The following is a 5,064-nucleotide window of genomic DNA, read 5'->3' as shown; positions in this document are numbered from 1 at the left end:
TTGATACCCCAGGATTCCAGTAGGCGGAACAGCGCGACTTCCACTGCGAACAACGCTGGCTGAGCGAATTCGGTTGTGTTGATGAGGTTTTCGTCGTGGCCCCACATCACTTCGCGCAGCGGGCGCAGCAGGTGCCGGTCCAGCTCGGCCACCGCGGTGTTGAACGCTTCAGCGAACACAGGGTATGCGGCGTGCAGTCCCATGCCCATGCCCAGCCATTGGGAGCCTTGTCCGGGGAACACGAACCCGGTCTTGCCCGCGGGTCGCACGCTGCCCTGCACTACACCAGCACCCGGGTCGCCCTCGGCCAGCTCTTCCAGCCCGGCACGCAACTGCTCACTGTCATTACCCAGCACCACCGCGCGATGCTCGAACATTGCGCGGCCCGCCAAGGACCATCCCACATCGACTGGATCGAGCTCCGGATGGGCGGCTAGGTGCTGCGTTAGCCGGGCCGCCTGCTTGGACAGCCCCGATGCGGTCTTGGCCGACACCACCCACGGCACGAAGGCCGGCTTCGGCCGGTCATCGACCGGTACCTCAACCGGCGGAGCGGCCTCGATAATCACGTGCGCATTGGTGCCGCTGATCCCGAACGACGAGACCCCAGCCCGGCGCACTTTGTCCTCGGCCGGCCAGGGCCGCGGCTCGGTGAGTAGCGCCACGGAGCCCGCCGACCAATCCACATGGGGGCTGGGCAGATCGACGTGCAGTGTCGCCGGTAGGAGTTGATGGCGCATCGCCTGAACCATCTTGATCACACCCGCCACCCCGGCGGCGGCCTGAGTGTGGCCCATATTCGACTTGATCGAACCCAACCACAGCGGTTGCGCACGGTTTTGCCCATAGGTGGCCAAAAGGGCTTGCGCCTCAATAGGGTCGCCCAACGTGGTGCCGGTACCGTGGCCCTCCACAACATCCACATCCGCCGGGCTAAGGCCGGCGTTGGCCAACGCCGCGCGCACCACCCGCTGCTGCGAGGGCCCATTGGGTGCGGTCAACCCGTTCGATGCGCCATCCTGATTAACCGCTGAACCGCGAACCACCGCCAGCACCGGATGGCCTAACCGCTGCGCATCCGAGAGCCGCTCGACCACCAACATGCCGCCACCCTCGGAGAATCCGGTGCCGTCGGCAGCCCCGGCGAAGGCCTTGCAGCGGCCGTCGGGTGAGAGTCCCCGCCAGCGGCTGAATTCGACGAAGATGTCGGGGGTCGCGTTGATGGTGACGCCGCCGGCGAGCGCCAGGTCGCATTCGCCCGAGCGCAGTGACTGCACCGCCATGTGCAGCGTCACCAGCGACGACGAGCACGCGGTGTCGACTGACATCGCGGGGCCTTCCAATCCCAGCACGTAAGCCACCCGGCCTGACGCGACGCTGGAGAGTTGGCCGGTCAACCGGAAGCCTTCCACCGGCTCGGCGGCAAACATGCCGTAGCCCTGTGTCATCACGCCGGCGAATACGCCAGTGGCGCTGCCACGTAATGAGGTCGGGTCAATTCCGGCTCGCTCCAACGCTTCCCACGACAGTTCGAGGAACATGCGTTGTTGGGGGTCCATGGCCAGCGCTTCGGACGGCGCCACCCCGAAGAATGCCGGGTCGAAATCGGCGACGCCGTCGACAAAACCACCGGTGCGGGTGTAGCAGGCGCCGGGCACGTCGGGGTCGGGGTTGAACAAGCCGGCCAGGTCCCAGCCGCGGTCGCTGGGAAATTCGGTCAGCACGTCGCGGCCTTCGGCGACCATCTCCCACAAGTCCTCCGGGGAATCCACTGCGCCGGGGAAACGGCATGCCATGCCGACGATCGCAATGGGGTCGTCGCCGGTGGCCCGCGCCGCTGGCACGTGCTTGATTTCTTGTGGGACGCCGGCGAGTTCGGTGCGGATGTAGGTGGCCAGTCCGCTGGGTGTCGGATAGTCGAAGATCAGCGTCGGCGAAAGCGCCAGTCCGGTCGCGGCTTTGAGCCGGTTGCGCAGTTCAACGGCGGTCAGCGAATCGAAGCCGAGGTCTTGGAACGCCTTGTCCGGGTCGACCGCCTCCGGGGTGGTGTTGCCCAGCACGGTGGCGATGTGAGAGCGCACCAGATCCAGCAGGATGGTGTGCTGCTGATCCTCGGGCAGACCGTGAAGTCGATGTGCCAGAGCCGATTTCGACTTGGCGGCCACTAGTGAGTCGTCGACTTGACGGCGGCCCGGTGCGTTGACCAGTTCGGTGAACATCGGTGGCACAGCAGCGCCACTGGCGCGTAGTGCGGTGAGATCGATGCGGGCCGGCAACAGGAACGGCTGGTCAACGATGAGCGCGGTGTCAAACAGCCGCAACGCCTCGTCGGACGAGAGCGCCTGGACACCGCTGCGCCCCAGCCGGGCCCGATCGGCGGCGTCGAGCCCGCCGGTCATTTCGCTGGCCTGGTCCCACAGTCCCCAGCCCAGCGAGATCGCCGGCAAACCGTTGGCCCGCCGATGCACCGCCAAGGCATCCAGGAACGAGTTGGCCGCCGCATAGTTGGCCTGACCAGACGAACCCACCAACCCAGCCATCGACGAAAACATCACAAACGCCGACACATTCAAATCACGCGTCAGCTCATGCAGATTCCAAGCCGCATCCACCTTGGCCCGCAACACCGCATCGACCCGATCCGGCGTCAACGACGTGACCACCGCATCATCGAGCACCCCGGCGGCATGAATCACCCCAGTCAACGGATACTGCACCGGCACATCAGAAATCACCTTCGCCAGCGCCTCCCGGTCACCGGCATCACAGGCCACCACCTGCACCTGGGCACCAGCCTCGCTGAGCTCACTGACCAACTCACCCGCCCCCGCCGCATCGGCACCACGACGGCTCACCAGGACCAGATGACGCACCCCATGGCGAGTCACCACATGCCGGGCCAACGCCGAACCAGCCATCCCGGTACCCCCGGTGATCAGCACCGTGCCCCCAGCCCACCCATCCGGCATGGTAAGCACCACCTTGCCGATATGACGGGCCTGGCTCAGATACCGCAACGCCGCCGGCGCCCGCCGGATATCGAACGTCGTCACCGGCAACGGCCGTAATATGCCCTCGTCGAACAGCTTTGCCAGCTCCAGCATGTACTGGTGCATGCGGTTACGGCCCGGCTCGAAGAGGTCGAAGGCGCGGTAGCGCACGCCCGGATGTTGCTGGGCCACGGCCTCCGGGTCGCGGATGTCGGTCTTGCCCATCTCCAAGAAGACCCCGCCGGGCGCGACCAGTCGCAGTGAGGCGTCGACGAACTCGCCGGCCAGCGAATCGAGCACGACGTCCACGCCGCGCCCGCCGGTCGCGGTCCGGAACTTGTCCTCGAACTCGAGCGTCCGCGAGTCAGCGATGTGGTCGTCGTCGAAACCCATGGCGCGCAAGGTCTTCCACTTGCCGCGGCTGGCGGTGGCGAAGATCTCCAACCCCAGATACCGCGCCAACTGCACCGCGGCCATGCCCACCCCGCCGGTGGCGGCATGGATCAAAACCCGCTGGCCGGGCTGAACGTCGGCCAAGTGCCGGAACGCGTAGTAGGCGGTGGTGAAAACGGCGGATATACCGGCGGCTTCGGCGTAGGACCAGTCGGTCGGCATCGGCAGCAACAGCCGGACATCGCCGGCGACCACGGTGCCGCTGCCGTCGGGGAAGAATCCCATCACCCGATCCCCGACCGCGAATTCGGTGACACCTGGGCCGACTTCCACGACCACGCCGGCGGCTTCGCCACCCAGCAACGCGTCATGGGTGAACATCCCCAGGGTGATCATCACGTCGCGGAAGTTGGTACCGATCGCGCGGATCGCGACCCGCACCTGGCCCGGCTGCAAGGGGGCGTCGGCATTGGGAACCGGCTCCAGCGTGAGGTTTTCGAATGTGCCGGCGCTGGTAAGGCCCAGCCGCCACGGCCGATCCGCCGGTGGTGCCAACAGGGCGTCGACCGCGCCGCTGGCGTGCACCCGCGGGATGTAGACCTGTCCCGCGCGCAGGCAGACTTGCGGTTCCCCGGATCCCAGGATGGCTGCCATCGCGGCGTCCTGGATCGGCCCGTCGACGTCGGCGAGCACCAATCGGCCCGGATGCTCGGTTTGCGCCGAACGCACCAACCCCCACACGGCGGCCCCCGCCAAATCGGTGACGTCCTCGCCCTCCAATGCGACCGCACCGCGGGTGACGACAACCAGCGTCCCGGAGTCGCGGTCGGTCAGCCAGGCCTGCAGCGCGGCAAGCGCCTGGTGGGTGCGTTCGTAGACGCCTGCCGGCGCTTCGGCGGGCAGCGACTCGAACACGTCATGCGGCGGCGGGGCATCGGTGTGCGCCGCGGAGGCCGGTGACCACACCACCTCGAAGAGTCGGTCTGCACCCGACCCGGAAGCGGCCGCCATCAACTGCTCGCCGGTGACCGGGCGAGCCACCATCGTCGTGACCGACAACACCGGAAGGCCCAGACCGTCGGCGAGTTCGATTGACACCGCAGACGGACCGGCGGGCGCTATCCGGGCTCGCACCGCCGCGGCCCCGGCCGCATGCAATGTCACGCCCTGCCACGAAAACGGCAGGGCTACTTCAGCGCCGTTGTCCGCTACGACGAGCGCATGCAGCGCCGCATCCAACAACGCCGGGTGTACACCGAATCCGCTGAGCCCGCCGGCGGGCTCCGGCAGCGTCACCTCGGCGAAGACCTCGTCGCCGCGGCGCCACATCGCGGTCAGTCCGCGAAACGCCGGACCGTATTGGTATCCGCGTGCCGCCAGCCGCTCGTACCCGTCGGCGACGTCCACCGCGGTGGCCCCTGGCGGGGGCCACGCCGACAAATCAGCGCCTGGCTCAAGGGATCCCGACCGCAGTGCCCCCTCGGCGTGGCAGACCCAAGCGGCTTCTGCATCGGTCCGGGAATACACCGACACACTCCGCTGACCCGATTCAGCGGCCGCGCCGACAACCACTTGCACGGTCACCGAACCCGAGGACGGCACCATCAGCGGCGTCCGCAACGTCAACTCGTCGACAACCGAACAGCCCACTTCATCGCCGGCCCGGATGGCCAATTCCACA

At 67.4% G+C, this 5,064-nt stretch carries 1 protein-coding gene; it reads right to left on the bottom strand.

Going from position 1 to position 5,064, the window contains the following annotated elements; all coding sequences use genetic code 11:
- A partial coding sequence (locus VFA16_RS18210; protein ID WP_324969162.1) for an SDR family NAD(P)-dependent oxidoreductase occupies positions 1 to 5,064 on the bottom strand: 5,064 nt, incomplete at both ends.

Source organism: Mycobacterium sp., from assembly GCF_035653355.1.
GTDB lineage: Bacteria > Actinomycetota > Actinomycetes > Mycobacteriales > Mycobacteriaceae > Mycobacterium.
This window is presented reverse-complemented; position numbering and strand designations above follow the sequence as displayed.